Origin of the sequence: Crateriforma conspicua (genome assembly GCF_007752935.1) — a bacterium.
Taxonomy (GTDB): Bacteria; Planctomycetota; Planctomycetia; order Pirellulales; family Pirellulaceae; genus Crateriforma; species Crateriforma conspicua.
In genome coordinates this window covers 6396127-6410908 of sequence record NZ_CP036319.1, presented here as the reverse complement: position 1 = coordinate 6410908, position 14782 = coordinate 6396127, and the positions used below count along the sequence as shown (strand labels likewise).

The following is a 14782-nucleotide window of genomic DNA, read 5'->3' as shown; positions in this document are numbered from 1 at the left end:
GTCTTGAGCGCGTGATGCCGGCAAGGTGATTCCGGCAACGTGATTCCGGCAACCCGCGCCTACGGTGCCGGTGTGCCCGGCAGGGATTAAAGTACGGGAAAGTTCGTCGACGAATCTTCGATCGTTACCGACCCATCCACTCCATTCCCACCGAGATCCCGCCATGAATTATGTCCGATTCGCCAAATCGATGACCGCGTTTTGGGCGGTGTTGGCACTTGCAACGGCGGTCAGCCGCCCCGCCGTTGCGGCCGAAGACGCCCCGCAATCGGAACGGCCCAACATCGTTTTCATCTTCGCCGACGACCAGTGTTTTCAAACCATCGGCAGCTGGAACAACGCCGAAGTCCAAACGCCCCACTTGGATTCGCTGGCACGTCGCGGGACGACGTTCACCCACGCCTACAACATGGGGTCGTGGAGCGGTGCGGTGTGTGTGGCCAGCCGAACGATGCTCAACAGCGGCCGCTTTGTTTGGAACGCCAACGAGATTTGGAACCGAAGCGAACAGGAACGTCAGGAAGGGCGTTGGTGGAGCGAGTATCTAAAGGCGGCAGGATATCGCACTTACATGACGGGCAAATGGCACTGTAAAGCGGATGCGGAAAAGGCCTTTGATGTGGCCAAGGACATTCGCCCTGGCATGCCCAAGGATACCCCGCAGGGATACAACCGACCTTTAGGAACGGACGACCACAACTGGTCACCATCGGATCCAAAGTTCGGTGGCTTCTGGGAGGGCGGAACCCACTGGAGCGAAGTCGTCGCCAATCACAGCGAGGACTACTTGGCCCAGGCCGCCGGTCGGGACGAACCATTCTTCATGTACTTGGCGTTCAACGCGCCTCACGATCCGCGGCAGTCGCCACAAGAGTATGTGGATCGTTATCCGGTGGAACAGATCAAAGTACCGGAGAACTTTTTGCCGCTATATCCCCACGCCGATCTGATGGGGTGTGGACGCAAATTACGTGACGCCCGGTTGGCACCGTTCCCTCGGACACCGTATTCGGTCCAAGTCAATCGGCAAGAGTATTACGCGATCATCACGCACATGGACGCAATGATCGGACGGATCTTGCAAGCGATCGACGACAGTGGCAAAGCCGATAATACGTGGATCTTCTTCACGGCAGACCATGGACTGGCGTGTGGCCAGCACGGATTGATGGGAAAGCAAAACCTTTACGATCACAGCGTCCGCGTGCCGTTCTTTGTGGTCGGTCCTGATGTCGAAGGCGGCCGAAAAGTCGACCAGCCGATCTACTTGCAGGATGTGATGCCCACCACATTGGATTTGGCCGGTGTCGAAAAGCCACAGCACGTGGAATTCCAAAGCCTCTTGCCAATGCTGGACGGGCAGCCCAGTCAGTACGATACCGTCTACGGTGCCTATCTGGATCTGCAACGCAGCGTCCGAACCGATCATCACAAACTGATCGTTTATCCCAAAGCCGGCGTGGTTCGGTTGTACGACATCCAGGCCGACCCGAAAGAGATGCATGACTTGGCGGGCGATGCCGATTCACGACCGATCATCGAAGATTTGTTCGCTCAGCTGCGACAACAGCAAGCGGCGATGAATGATCCGCTGGACTTGTCGGGCTTTCAGTTCTGATTCGCGAGGGATCGACGACGGTGCGTCGGGGTGACGGCAATTGCGTTCACCCCTGGCGGGCCCAAAGGAGTGCCGTGATCAAAATCGCGGCGATGCCCAAGGGAATCAACACGGCGCCGATGATGATCGCCGTCACATCCACCGGTTGGACGTTGCGGCGGATTTCCAGGTTGATTTGTTGCAGGCGATAGCCGTCGGGCAACGTCACCGTTTGCCGGTACTGGTACTGGTCGGACGCATCAATGTGAAACGTTTCCAGGTTGTATCCTTGGTGGACATCGCCGGCACGCACGAAACGGTCGTCGTCGTGATCGAAACCTCGGCCGACGGCGATGTTCTTGTCCCAGATCATTTCGTCTTGATGACGTAGCGTCGCATGAATGGTGATCGATTCCATATCACGCTGTTGTGACGGAGCCCAGTAATCAATGCGCCCGCCGATCCGGATGGGGTTCATCTGAGGATCAAGGTCGACGGTGATCGTTTCGTCGTTACCGACGGATTGACTGATGATCGTGTGCCCCGACCGATACGATCGATAGATCGGCAAGACGATGCCAAACAACGTCCCACCCAAGATCATCAAAACCCCCAGCAGAATGATGATGATGTACAGTCGCTTGGGGATGGCGTTTTCGGCGTCCATGTTTGGGGCACCCGTTGGGACATTGGTTGGATGGCCGGGATGGGACAAGCAGGCACGGCGGCCAATTCTATCGCCCCGGAATCATGCCTGGGGGATTTAAGTTCGGACGTCGCTTCTCGTGCGTGTGATGTCGGTGTCTGCTCTAGCCGATGACGCGGTTTCGGCCACCACGTTTGGCATCGTACAGACGCATGTCGGCAATCTGTAGAAGCTCATTGGGTGATGACTTTTCTTCACCGCAATAGATTGCGATTCCAAAGCTGGCGGACACCGACAGTGCACCCGCCGCGGTTTCGAACGGTGTGTCGGCGATGCAGCAGCGACAACGTTCGGTGATCTGTAGCGATTCTTCGCGGCTGGTGGAAGCCATTAGCAACGAGAACTCTTCGCCGCCGTAGCGTGCCAGCACGTCGTCTTCGCGGCATTCGGCCGAAAGCCGGCGTCCGAATTCACGAAGCACTTCATCGCCGACCAAGTGCCCATGCGTATCGTTCACGCTTTTGAAGTGATCGATGTCCATCATGGCAATCGCGATCGGACGGTGATCACGCCGTGAACGGGCGATTTCACGTCGCAGTGAATCCAACAGCACCCGCTTGTTCAGTGTCCCCGTCAGGGCGTCACGCGTGAGCGATTGATAGACGGTTTCGTGATACTGGCTTTCGACGCTGCCGGCCGAAAGGTATTTGAAGATAAAGCTTCCGATCGTGATTCGATCGCCGGATTGCAACCGGACGTGGTCCACCCGCACGCCATTGACCAGCGTGCCATTGGTGCTGCCGTGATCGGTGATCCAGTGGCCTTGGTCGTCCAGCGTGATTTCGGCATGGCGGCGGGAAACGCTGGTGTCGTCCAACGCCAGGTCGCAAACAATGTCGCGGCCGATCGACAGTCCCCCGGAATCGAGCGACAGCATGCCATCGATCACATCGGCGGGATAGATTTGCACCAAGCAAGATTCTTCGCCGATTGCTTCGACCGGCGTCACTTGGCCGGCGTGTTCGATGGTGGCTTCGGCGTCATGGTGCGCCAGAGCGGCCGATGGCGTGGCGGGGGATCCGATCGGGCCGGCGGTCGGTGTCACAGTCATGGGCACGTAGGTGATGAGGGCAACGGCGAACGCATCAACGTCCAAGCGTTTGACGCGCAGTACTTGCCAGAAGCCTAGGTCACGCTTTGTGACACCCCGGATCGGGCGGTGCGGTCCGCGAATGCGTGACGCACGGTTGCATCGGTGTTGCGGAATGTCCGGAATGGGTGGGAAATCAAGATCCCGACGCTTCGCCTAGTAGTTGACCTGAGCCCCGGCGTAGAACCCGATGCCGGGACGAAAGACACCCAGCCCGGAACGATAGTCGATGTGTTCCCGATAAAATTTGTCGGAAAGATTTTCGACACCTGCGGTTACCAGCCATTGATTGAACCTGGCATAGGTTCGCAGGTTGTAGACGGTAAAGCCCGGTGTTTCGATTTCTTCCAAGCTGTCCGCGATGCGGTCCTGGTTGTCGACGATCCGTGTCAAGAATTCGATTCCCCAGCGACGCTCGGGCGATGGGTCTTGCAGCAAGATTCCCAGTCGGGCTTCCAGCGGCGCTATGCCAGGAAGCGGTTCTTCATCCTTGTCGACATCACTGCGGAACGTTCCCGAATACTGTCGCGCGGGCTTATTTCGTGAATGATCGCGGCCTTCGACGAACGACAGGATGCCGAACAGGCTGACCATCCGATTGGCATCGTACTGACCATAGGTTTCGAATCCGGCCAGGGTTGCCAAATCGGTGTTGACCAAGGCTGCACCTTGCGGAAATCCATCGATGGCACCGGCGGGGGATACCAAGTCATAGGTGATGTAGTCGTGGATCCACGCGTGGTGGCCAAACAAGCCCAAGCGAAACTGTTCGTCGGTGTAATGGGTTCCCAGGTCGATCTGATATAGCTTTTCGGAACTCAGTTGCGGATCGCCTTCCAAGAATGTCAGCCCGCGTTGAAGCGAACCAATGAAGGAATTGTCAGCGTACATCTCAGTCAACGTCGGCGGGCGATGCGCGGTGCCCAGACCCGCTTCGACCGCCCAACCGTCGATCAATTCGTATTCAGCGGTCAGATAGGCGGAACCCAACAGGAACTGTTGATCCAATTCGCTGTCCTTCAAATCCGACATGGTGGCGGGAACGCCGTCGACGATGTCGCGCGAATCGGTAAACACCGCGTCAATCCGCGCGCCGGCCGTCATGGTCAACTGGTGGCTGACCTTTTCAACGTCTTCGACATAGAAACCGATGTCGACCGAGTGGCTGCGTGGGATCGGAAAGTTGTTGTCGTCCGGCGGCGCCAGTGGTTCGATATCGTTCAGTTCCTGATTTAGCAGGATCATGTCGGTGCCGATTGCCCACTGGCCTTCTTGCCCGCACCAATTTTGCCATCCGAACGTGTTTTCCAATCGATAGCCACCTGACAGGGCATCACCGTCGGTCACGGCATAGCCGTCAAAGCCGGAAGGCGATTCCAAGTCGAATACCAAGGTCGGGATCTGGTCGTTTTTGCCTGGACGCAGGGTGTCGCCTTCGAATCGCGTTCGGTTGTACCAGACTTCCGCGGTGAAGCGTTCTCCGATGTAAGGATTGGTGTCGGTGTAGGTGATTTCGTAGCCGTCGGTGACCAGGAAGTTCAAATCGAACACCAGTCCTGGGAATTCGACATCGGTTTGGTCCAACCGCAGCAGGTTGAATTCAATGCTTTCGCTGTCGGACAGGTCGTGTCCCATCGCCACAAACAAATCACGCGATTTATAGCTGGTGGGAATCGTGAATCCGGCCCCCGTTTCATAGTCGTTGCCGGTTTGGTGGCCATAGCTGATGTGATAGCCGTATCGATCGCTGCCGCCCCAGATCGATTGACGTCCGTACCACTGTTCGCCGTTGGTGTTGTACGTGGCACTGGTCATGCCATGGATTTCTGGTCCACCGTCGTAACGCGGCGTATGAATGAACTCCAAATCGACAAAGCGGAATCCGGGGCCATATCGTGCCGCATAGGGACCCTTAATCAGGATCGTGTCTTCGATCAGCCGGCTGTCGATCTTGTTCATCATCGTGTCCAAGTCCATCCGGGCCGGCGCCCAGTAAGACCCAGATGCCAAGACTTGCCCGACCCGTTGGCCCCGGACCCGCGTGTCGCTGACGATCGGTGTGCGGTGTTGGATGGAAACTCCATGAGCTGACTTGGATCGTTTCAACAAGTCACCGATGTCGGCGGTTTTCCGACCGGTTGCTTCGGCGGCAAACACGGCATCGGCGGCCGGCGATTGGGCTTGGCTGCGACGGTCGGTCGGCAGTTCGTCGATCTGAGAGACTTCACCAAACAGCTTGGCGATTCGGGCATCGGCGGCCACCGCTTGGTCAGCCGCCTCGGTGCGTTTTTGTCCGTTGTTCCGTTGTTTTCGTCCCGCATCACCCGGCCGGATCGGCTGCTGAAGATCGAACGTGTCTGCGCCGGCATCCGGCGGTATCGCAAAAGCATCCGGTATTGGTGGCTGGGCTGATGCACCGAATCGATCAGGGCCGGCCCCAGCAATCCATCCGCCGATTGATGCCAGCACGACTGCTAGCAAACGCAGACGGACGCTTTTTTGGGGGAGGGCCATGAAGATTCCTTTCTTCGTCCGACAGCGTATTCCAGGCTTGGCCGGGATGATCCGTATCGGCTGTTTTCACCTTGGCGATTGAAACGGACAGTGGTTCGGCTGCGGGAGGGTGAGACAGCCGTCGCGCCGTTGTCGCTACTTCCAGGTGTCGTCCAAATGATCGCCGGTGTTCAGCTCTGCCCGGCAATTTGGGGGAGAAGGTGGCCAGAAACTTCACGCAGGCAATCGATTGCTCCGTTGAACGGGCCGTGAAACCCCAGCCACGTTTCGTCTAAGGCAACCCGCGGGGTTTTGACTCGTTGGCGTTGACGGTTGAAGTTTCGACTGAGGCGTCGGACCCATCGATCACCCGGCGAACAGTCGACCATTGTTCGGACTGTCGCGGCGTCAATTCCGAATGTTCCTGCAACATCTGGTAAGCGACGTCGGCTTGGGTTGCCCACAAACGTCGCTGGTCGGGATCGACGTTGCTAATATTTGTTAGGGTCGCCAGCACTTCCGCAACATCCGACAGGTGACGCACACCAGGAGCGGTCTGCAATAAACGTTGTCGTCGGGACAGGCTGTTTTCCAGCAAGCGACGTGCTTCCAGATCGCTCGGACCGGGGGGCGTTTGATCGTCGACAAAGCCGTCGGCTTTCATCAACAGAGTTGCCAGGCTGTGTTCTGCCGCAGCCAGGTTGGTTTGGCAGAACCCATCACCATCGGTCAGCGATCGAGACCTCCGAAGATCGTCGATGGCCAATCGATACATCTGTGATGCTTCGGATCTTTGGCCGCCGGCATCGGTCATCAATCCGGCCAACCGCAGACGCCCGTGGGCAATCGACTGTCGATAGTCGACGCGGTTCGGATGGTCTTGGGCGATTCGCTGCATCGCAGCAATCAACTCTTGCCACACCAACCGTTCGTCGTCCAGTTGTCCTAGGTGGTGTAACGCATCGGCTCGTGCGACTGCGGCCGTTTCCATCAGGCGATGATCGGCTGCGGTGCCACGGTGCCGGGACAACCACGCGGACCATTGATGAGCTAGTCGGGCTTGCGTCAGTGTTTCTCCGGTGCAAGTGGGTGATTCGTTTGTTTGCCAACGTCTGCAGGCGACCAAATGCAGGCGGGCGAGCACATTGGCCAGATCGAAATCCAACGACTGTTTGGTTCCCGGAGCCGACGTCGGATTGTCGATGCCTTGGCGTCGAAGTTGCCAGGTCAGCCAGCGTTGATGGCCGTCAATGTCGCTTGCGGTTTCCGGATCGATCAGCATCTGCGCGATGTCCAGGTTGATCCGATGGACGCGATGATCGATACGGTCCGATGGCGAAAGTCGGCCGGACTGTACGGATTTCGCTACTGTTTGGGCACTGCGGTACGCGGCGTCGGCTTGCTGAAGGTGTCCAGCGATACGGTGAAGGTCGCTCAGACGCAGGTACAGTTTTGACTGCTGCAATCGGCCGTAATGCTGCAACCGGACGGGCACGAGTTGCAGCTCAGGCCCCAATTCAGTGGGGGCTTCTTCTCGCAGCAGGGACTCGTAATGGACGATGGCTTGTTCGATCAATTCGGATCGCACCGGATCGAGTCCCGGGTAGAACTGAAGCGAACCGCTCAGGTCGATCAGCCACGCGTCGGCCGCACGTCGACTCTGGTCCAGTCGGCGAAGGGCGTTGCGATGGGACTGTTGGGCCGCGATACGTGCATGCCGCTCATTCAATTGTGCTTGTCGAATGAAAAATCCGAACACCAATGCGACGACCAACAGCATCGCCATCGCAATCGATATGGTTGCGGCAATCGCACGGTGTCGCCGACACCACCGCGATAGGACGTCGATGGTGGTTTCGCGATGCGCGCTGACTTTTTCGCCTGCGATGAAACGGCGAACGTCGGCGGCCAAAGCTTCAGCGGTGGGATAACGATGACTGGGATCCAACTGCATCGCCGTATCGCAGATCGCTGACAGGGCACGCGGCACGTGTCGGCATCGAAGCCTTGCAGCATCCCAGCGTCCGGCTCGCACCGCCGTCAGCACGTCGTCCACGCCTTGGCCAGCGAATGGATGCCTGCCGACGGCGATTTCGTGCAGCATGACGCCCAAGGAATAGATGTCGGTGGCGGCGGTCAGCGTGTCGGTCTGGCCGCACGCTTGTTCGGGCGACATGTAGGCCGGTGTACCGACGACGGCACCGGCCGTGGTGCGCGCCGAGTCATCGATCGGTAATTCCAGCAGGTCGCCGGCAGCATTCAAGTCGGATTCGATGGCTGAAACATCGCGTGCGGCGTCGGCCCCGTCGATGCGTTTGGCCAGTCCCCAGTCGACGACGATGGTTTCGCCGAAGCGTCCGACCATGACATTGGCCGGTTTCAAGTCGCGGTGAATGACACCTTGCTGGTGCGCATAGGCGACCGCTTCGCAAACATCAATGAAACGCTCCAGCAGCGGCAGAATGGCTTCGCGATGGGACCAGGTGCTGGATTGGTATTGTGCCGAACGCGAAGCGTGGGTGTCGCGGATCGATTGGCGAAGCGGGTGTCCGTCCAACAACTTCATCACATAGGACGCATGACTTCCGGCCTGGCCTTCGTCCAACTCGTGAACCGGAACGATGCCCGGATGCTGCAGTTGGCTGGTGATCCTGGCTTCGTGCAAGAATCGTTGCCGTACCGTTGCGGTGATGTTCGCCGATTCAGTGATTCGCTTGATGGCAACAGTGCGTTGAAGTTGTCGATCGAACGCACGTTGCACCACACCCCAACCGCCGCGCCCGATTTCACCCGTGATGCGGTAGCGTTGGTTGGTGGCCGGTTGGGAATCACCGGTGAGAACCGGTTCGCCCTTCAGCGAAGACTTTGCGGATGCGTCTGAACCTGTTTGCCGCTTGCGATGGCGGGCCGAACGTCGGGGACGTCGCGATGCACCGGAGCCATAAGATGCTTTTTCGCCCGATCCGGATGAACGGCTTGGCGGACCGCCGACCTTGGTTTGGTCCGCTGGTGATTCCGACGATTTGGCATCGGCGATGGGGCCGGCGGATCCGGGGCCAATGGTGGCGTCGCTTGGCGGTGGTGACGGGCGACGGGATGACATGGCGGGCAGCGCGGACGGACCGGGAAAGACGGCGTATCGGCGTTGTCTGGAGCGTTGACGCCGGCTTTCAAAGCTAGGTCACAACCGTGTCGGAATGATGCAGCTGCCATGCCGGCCCGCAAAGTCCCGCCAAAGATCCCATGCAATCGTTTCAATTCATGTAATAGGCCAGCCCGCGGCCCAGCAAACTGAAACCGGTGATGCTGCAAAATAGAATGCCGCCGATCGCCCGGCCGGGGCGTCGTGCTTCGGCTTCGCCGTTGAAATGCAAGTACATCCCGTACAACCCGACCGCCGCGATCCCCAATAAGACGACGCCACCGATGATGAAACCGATTGCCTTCAGGCTGTTGTCCGGTGTGTTGTCCTTGGGTTGCTTTCCCATTTCGTCTTCGGCGCGTCGCAAATAATCCGACGCACTGCCGCTGTCACCCGACTGACGGTACGGCCCCGACGATCCGCCGCGACGTGACGACACGCTGCCTTGAGACGACAACGCGACCAAGCCCCAGATCGAACCGCCGATCGCGAACGGGTACAGGATCAGCCCCAAACACATTCCGGCCAGGCACAGTGTCGGCAGCAACGCGGCGATGCACGTCACATAGCCGACCCACTTCGCCCCGCCGGTGATCATCCGAATCGAACCGGCCAAGACCAAAAAGAAATTGATCAGCAGTCCCGAGAACAGGACGATCATCACGTTGAAGTCGCGAGGATTCGTTACTTCGTCCCGGTTGGCGATCGCGATTCCCATAATCGCAAGCGTTGACAATGTGCCCAGGCCATAGGGGATCGCGATCAGCAAGCCCGGCCCCAACAGGCCCGTCGATTTTGCCGACCCGCCGGAACTGCGACGCGGCGGCGTGTAACCACCCGACGATGCATAGGGATTCGCAGCCGGCGCCGGTGCAGACGGAAAACCATGTCTCGATGAAAGTGGTGATGACCTTGTCGGTGCTGGCGCACCAGCATCCGGCAGGTCCGCAAAGGGATCGTCATCGATCGACGAAACCTGGGCCAACGGTTCGGACGGGATTTCCACTTCGGGCGTACGGACCGTGATCGTGGCCGAACACTTGGGGCACATGAAATGGTTCACGCCCGGGGCGACGGGCAAACGCATCTTCGAATGACATTTCGGACACACCGTGATCGATGGATCATCGGCGGTCTTGGACGTCGGCTTTGCGGTTGATTTGCCGGTCGCGGTGGACTGGGGCTTTGGTGCGGTCGTGCTGCGTGTCGGTTTCGGCGGATCCGTGGCCGGTCGCTTCGGCGATGCCGCTTTTGCCGGCGCGGCAGGCTTGGACGCAGCGGTTTTGGCCGGTTGTCGTTTTTCGACCAGATAGATTTCCTGGCACTTCGGGCACTGTACCTGCTTGCCCTTCAGCTCGTCCGCGATGGACAGCTTTTGGCCGCACTTCGAACAAGTCAGGGTCAGTGGCACGGAAGGCGAAGGCGGGCGAAAAGAAGGAGGGAAGCCGGCGAGATGTTCGCGACCCAAATGGGGCAGCCTTCAGTTTAGCTTGCGACCCTCCGATTCGACGATCCCTTTTCGTCCACCAATTCCATTCCCTTCAGGATTTATCGGTCAGTCATCTGCTGCGTCCTGGACATCGCCGATGGAAATCGTCTGGCGATCGGTATTCAACGCCGATTCGATGTCCAACGTGGGAGATTCGATGTCCAACGTGGGAATTGGGTAGGAAGTGGCACGGCGATAGTAATACAGCGCTCCATGGGCATAGCGTCCATCCACCACGGTGTCGCGTGCCAGCAAATCCGCCAAGTCATAGACCGATGAATCAGCACCGACGATCTTCAAACGTGGATGCTCCAGCGTGCTGTTCTCGGCAATCTCAACTGCAAATTGTGGCGAGACAAGTGCCGCTTGCACGTCCTCAATCTGCTCCCAGTAATCGCCATCCCAGACGCCGCCTTCTGCAATGGCCACCTGCGCAGCTTGACCGGCAACGATCAGGAACGGCTGGCCCTGTGCCGGATCGATCATGACGTCGTCATCGACGATATCGCTCAGGTCGGTGATAGCGGAAGGAAGTCGTCCGTCGTGAGTCTTTTGCCACAGCAAAATGGCCATCCGAACAATCAACGCGCGGTCCATCTGGACCGATCGCAGGAACGTCGGGGCGTCTTGAAGTTGGAACTCATAGGTGGGGACCAGCAAATGCGGATCACCGATGTACGTCTGGCGGACAAACGAGTCTTCGGAATCGGGGCGTTGATTTCGCTCCATAATATCGGCCATACGGCGAAGCGATTGAGTCGATTGGATAATCTGGTGGTCCACAAAGCGTTTCAAACGCTGACGCTCCCAAGGCATCCACGAGGTGACGATCAGACCACGGCGCGTGGTCGGATCCCAAATCCGATTGAAGAAATCCGAATCGTTGGCGGCCAACTGTTGAAGGAAATGGCTCTGCAGAGCCTGTGACCGCAGGGCCGACTTTTTATCGGGCACCAAAGGCGTCAGCTGATCGATGATGCCCTGAATCGCTGCGGGCTCGGTCGACGGCATGGTTGCCCATTGGAGTATCAGCCAAGCGTTGTCTTGCTGAAAATAGCCGTACCCAACATCTTGTGCCAACGCTTTCAAGCGGATCAGAGATTGCAAGTATTTCTGCGCCGCTTGGCTGTCACCGTCGGCAATGGCCCGGCGTGCGGCAAGTTGGGTGTCAAGGCTGAGTTTTCCCAGCGCATGCCGAATTCGAACGCGATCGGTGTCCGTCGGCAATGCGATGCGGTTTTCTTGCAAGGCTTCGCTGAGGACGTCGACATCGACCTCCGCAATGGGATCGTAGGCATACATTCCCGCGCCCCAGGAAGCACCGAGTCTGCCATGGATCTTTGGGTCAATCATCCGCAGGAATGCAGCCGTTTTGCCTTGGTCTTGGCGTGGCAGATCGGGCAATGACAATGCCGCGATCTGTTGCGCAGTGACCGCCGGTATTTCGTAAGCTCGGAACGCGGCCACCAATGCCAGGATCAATACCGCCGGCACTCCGATGCAGACGGCCAGCCAACGGCGATGTGCACGGTCGTCCCATTGGTACAGCCAACCCTTTGCGGTCAGAAAAGTCGCCAAGAACGCAAAGACGATCAGCGGAAGGACGGCGACCCAAAACGGGATCGCCAGGATCATCGCAAACGAGATCCAGAAGATGACTAGCACGCCGGTCAACAGCGACAAACCGAATCCGATCAGTCCTGACTTGGCGAAACGCGAGATCAATTGACCGACCGCGAATCCGGCCAGGGGACCAAAACACAATAACCAATACTCGCGGCGACGCCAATCCATCATCATCAATGCGATGCAGAACAACGCAACGATCGCGCCGGGCAACACCAGGGTCGCCAACCAGTGAAAACGTGGCCGAATCGGTTGGGCGAACAAGAATCGCTTTTCGGCGGACGAAAGGCCCAGCGTGATGCCGCCGAACAGTGAACCGCCAAGCGTCAAAAACAAAGCGACGCCGTGTTCGTCGCGACGAATCAGGTACACCATCAGCAAAGTCACCGCAGTCAGTCCGATCCAGATCCCGGGTGCCGAGCGATACTGGCACCAGACCAATCGTCCAAGTCGCGCCAGGGCACCCGTGGCGACCTTTTCCGATCGACTGGCCAATGCATCGGTGTCTCGGCCCAATAGCCCTTGACCGGCGCGGCCCCAGTCGGCGGCTCGGTCGTCAAACCAGGCACCGGACGATCGAACGGCCAATGCGGCCACCACCGACACGGCGATCAAACGCATCACCATTCGCAAGGCATTGTTTTGCGATTGGGTGTTCCATAGCGTGCCCGTCCAACCGAACGTCCATGCCAGATAATCGGCCAGGCTAACCATCGCAAACGCGGTCACCACTGCCAGCATGGCGGCCAGGACCAAAGCGACCAGCGGACGTCGGCTGAGCATCGATATCAGCATGCCCCAGGCGGTCATTTCAATGGCCGCGACCACCACGCTTAGGTTGCCAAGATCGACTTTGTCGGGGGCCGCCAACGCCACCGCGGTGAAAGCCAGAATCGCAAACAGAATCAACGAAACGACCACGGCGACGATCAGTTTCGACAGTACGACGGCGGAAACCGATGTCGGCAACGATCGTTGCAGGATTCCCGTGCCGTTTTCATGTTCGGCGGCAAAAGCGGTCGCCACCATGCCGGCCAACGCGATCAGCGGCAATCCGGTGGCCAACGCCGCCATTCCGATCGTGTAACTGTCACCACTGCCGCGGCCCAGAAAGGCGGCCATCGCCAACAATCCGACGCCAATGACGGCCAGGACGATCGCAAAGCTGCGAGCGATGCGCCATTCCTTCCACAACAGACGTCCAAATCCCGGTTCGGTGATCACACTCATGACGAAACCTCCGGTGCAAGGGGTTGATCGTCACTTTGGGGGCGTGGCTGGGTCATTCCATCATCGGTCGACATCGATTCGCCGATATAGCCGACAAAGATCTCCTCGAGCGATGGCTCGTTGACACTGCAGCGGTCGACGAATTCGCTGTTTTCAATCTCCGCAATTTGCGAATCGGTCACGTCACGAACCAGCAATCGCCATTGCCGACCCGTTCGGTTGGCGCTGATGACGTTGTCACCACCCAGCGGTGACGGGACACCGGTATCGGTCACGTTGACCAGCAATTCACGGGTGTTGCGTTTCAGTGATTCCAATGACTCGCAGTGCACCAACCGGCCTTGTTTCATCAACGCGACATGGTCGGCGACTCGTTCGACTTCGTTGATCTGGTGGCTGGACAGAAACACCGTTTGGCCCGTTGCCGCACGTTCGATCATGCTTTCCAGAAATTCACGCCGGACCATCGGGTCCAAGCCCGACGTGGGTTCGTCCAAGATCAACAGTTCCGGTTCGTGTGCGGTTGCCAGAGACAGGGCCACTTTGGCTTTCATGCCTTTGGACAATTCGCGAATTCTCTTGCCCGGCGCGATACCGAATCGGCGAATGGATTCGCGATAGCGGGCTAAGAAGCCTTCGGCGTGAAAGCCGGCGGCAAACCAGCCCGTTTCGTCGACCGTCATCCAGTCGTACAGCGACGGTTGTTCGGGAACGATGCCGATGCGGTGTCGCAATGCCACACTGTCGGCGACCGGGTCACAACCCAGCACGCGAATGCTGCCGCCGTCGATGCGGACGGTTCCCAACATGGCTTTGATCGACGTCGTTTTTCCCGCGCCATTGTCGCCCAGCAAAGCGAACACGACGCCCGACGGCACGTCGAAGCTGACTTGATCAACCGCGGTCGTTTTGCGGTAGCGTTTGATGACCGATTGGAACCGGATGGCCGAGGCGGGTGAGGGGGCATTCATGATTGGGCCTCCGGTTGGGAAACGTTGGACTGGATCAGGGCTTGTTCAACCAGGTCACGCACCTGGCCCACGGCAAGACCGCTGCGAAGGGCTTCGTCGATCGCTTGGCCGATGCGGGCACTGACGATCGCGTCACGTTCCTTTCGACACCGATCGGTGGCCCTTTTCTTGACGGCCAACCCGGTGCCGCGAATCGATTCCAGCACGCCGTCGGTCTGCAATTGGTTGTACGCCCGGGCGACCGTGTTGGGGTTGATGGTCAGTTGTCGGGAAAGTTCGCGGACGCTGGGTGCCATTTCGCCTTCGCGTAGCACACCGTCGGCGACGGCAAACTTCACTTGGCGGACGACTTGGTCGTAAATGGCGACCCCGTTGCTGGGGTCGATATGGAACAGCATCGAATTGGCCTCCTGTTCTAGGTAACTAGTACAGTAGCGG

General features: G+C 58.6%; 10 protein-coding genes. 2 read left to right on the top strand and 8 right to left on the bottom strand.

The window, feature by feature from the left end:
* Positions 1 to 190 precede the first annotated feature (190 nt).
* On the top strand, positions 191 to 1618 hold the full coding sequence (locus Mal65_RS23435) for a sulfatase family protein (RefSeq protein ID WP_145305147.1): 1428 nt from the start codon (positions 191 to 193) through the stop codon (positions 1616 to 1618).
* 46 nt (positions 1619 to 1664) lie between these two features.
* Here the strand turns inward: Mal65_RS23435 and Mal65_RS23430 are convergent, their stop codons facing one another.
* The 5 genes from Mal65_RS23430 to Mal65_RS23410 form a co-directional block, all read right to left on the bottom strand.
* Positions 1665 to 2264, bottom strand: a complete 600-nt coding sequence (locus Mal65_RS23430) for a hypothetical protein (protein WP_145303395.1) — start codon at positions 2262 to 2264, stop codon at positions 1665 to 1667.
* Positions 2265 to 2406: 142 nt separating this feature from the next.
* A complete protein-coding gene (locus tag Mal65_RS23425) occupies positions 2407 to 3354 on the bottom strand; it encodes a GGDEF domain-containing protein (RefSeq protein WP_145303393.1) in 948 nt (315 codons plus the stop codon).
* Between the two features lie 195 nt (positions 3355 to 3549).
* Positions 3550 to 5907: a TonB-dependent receptor gene (locus tag Mal65_RS23420; RefSeq protein ID WP_145303391.1), complete on the bottom strand. Its 2358-nt coding sequence runs from the start codon at positions 5905 to 5907 to the stop codon at positions 3550 to 3552.
* A gap of 271 nt (positions 5908 to 6178) precedes the next feature.
* Positions 6179 to 8989 carry a serine/threonine-protein kinase gene (locus Mal65_RS23415; RefSeq protein WP_145303389.1) on the bottom strand — a complete coding sequence of 937 codons (2811 nt, stop codon included), beginning with the start codon at positions 8987 to 8989 and terminating at the stop codon, positions 6179 to 6181.
* A gap of 151 nt (positions 8990 to 9140) precedes the next feature.
* Positions 9141 to 10115 carry a hypothetical protein gene (locus Mal65_RS23410; RefSeq protein ID WP_145303387.1) on the bottom strand — a complete coding sequence of 325 codons (975 nt, stop codon included), beginning with the start codon at positions 10113 to 10115 and terminating at the stop codon, positions 9141 to 9143.
* A gap of 25 nt (positions 10116 to 10140) precedes the next feature.
* Here Mal65_RS23410 and Mal65_RS23405 point away from each other — a divergent pair, with 25 nt between their 5' ends.
* Entirely contained in the window at positions 10141 to 10341 is a 201-nt protein-coding gene (locus Mal65_RS23405) for a hypothetical protein (RefSeq protein ID WP_145303385.1), read from the top strand.
* 242 nt (positions 10342 to 10583) lie between these two features.
* On the opposite strand, the gene Mal65_RS23400 is transcribed toward Mal65_RS23405, so the two are convergent.
* Genes Mal65_RS23400 through Mal65_RS23390 form a run of 3 tightly spaced genes read right to left on the bottom strand, consistent with a single transcriptional unit; the run spans position 10584 to position 14742 of the window.
* Positions 10584 to 13373, bottom strand: coding sequence for an ABC-2 transporter permease (locus Mal65_RS23400; RefSeq protein ID WP_145303383.1), 2790 nt, complete (start codon positions 13371 to 13373; stop codon positions 10584 to 10586).
* On the bottom strand, positions 13370 to 14344 hold the full coding sequence (locus Mal65_RS23395) for an ABC transporter ATP-binding protein (protein WP_145303379.1): 975 nt from the start codon (positions 14342 to 14344) through the stop codon (positions 13370 to 13372). Before Mal65_RS23395 ends, Mal65_RS23400 begins: the two co-directional genes overlap by 4 nt.
* Positions 14341 to 14742: a GntR family transcriptional regulator gene (locus tag Mal65_RS23390; RefSeq protein WP_145303377.1), complete on the bottom strand. Its 402-nt coding sequence runs from the start codon at positions 14740 to 14742 to the stop codon at positions 14341 to 14343. The genes Mal65_RS23395 and Mal65_RS23390 overlap by 4 nt, the downstream gene beginning before the upstream one ends.
* Between the last annotated feature and the right edge of the window lie 40 nt (positions 14743 to 14782).